At 32.1% G+C, this 577-nt stretch carries 1 protein-coding gene; it reads right to left on the bottom strand.

Annotation, left to right across the window (positions count from 1 at the left end; genetic code table 11):
- Window positions 1-181: 181 nt before the first annotated feature.
- On the bottom strand, window positions 182-577 hold a 396-nt coding region (locus NQ036_RS15425; protein WP_257060014.1), incomplete at its 5' end, for a transposase.

Here is a 577-nt window from a genome sequence, read left to right as displayed (position 1 = left end):
AGCTATTGGTATCCATAATGGTAGATCGCGTATTCATCTACTATTCCTCTCTCACAAACTGTTTTTTAGTGCATTTGAATGATTTTTATATTGCACACTGCTCATTTTAAAGACTTGACTTTAGAGCGCGATATGTAATTTTTGAAGTCAAATCTTATAAGATAATAGGACTTACGCACTATTATTTATAGATTCTCTGTGGTAGCAGATGATTTTTATCGAGAATAAAGTCATCAATGAAGTTTTTGATAATTGGTCTAAATAATTTCTTCTGCCAACGATATATATTTTCAAAGATCCGCTCAAACTGGTTCTTTTGTATCTCAACGTAGGCCATCAAGGCTGAAAAAATATGATTCAAAATCAGTTTAGATCGTCTTACTTGAAACTTTTCAATATGACAAACCTGTTTAATCACCCGGTGATATTGCTCTATTTTCCAATGACTTGAATGTAATTCATGAAAACCTTCAAAGGACAATAAATCATCTTCATCTTGATGCACAATATAAAACCTCTGCTGTTCTTTTAACTGAGTCTTAAATAATTGTACAAAGCCAAAATCTTTGAGCCAGAC

Source organism: Brevibacterium sp. 91QC2O2 (assembly GCF_024580695.1).
GTDB lineage: Bacteria > Actinomycetota > Actinomycetes > Actinomycetales > Brevibacteriaceae > Brevibacterium > Brevibacterium moorei.
This window is presented reverse-complemented; position numbering and strand designations above follow the sequence as displayed.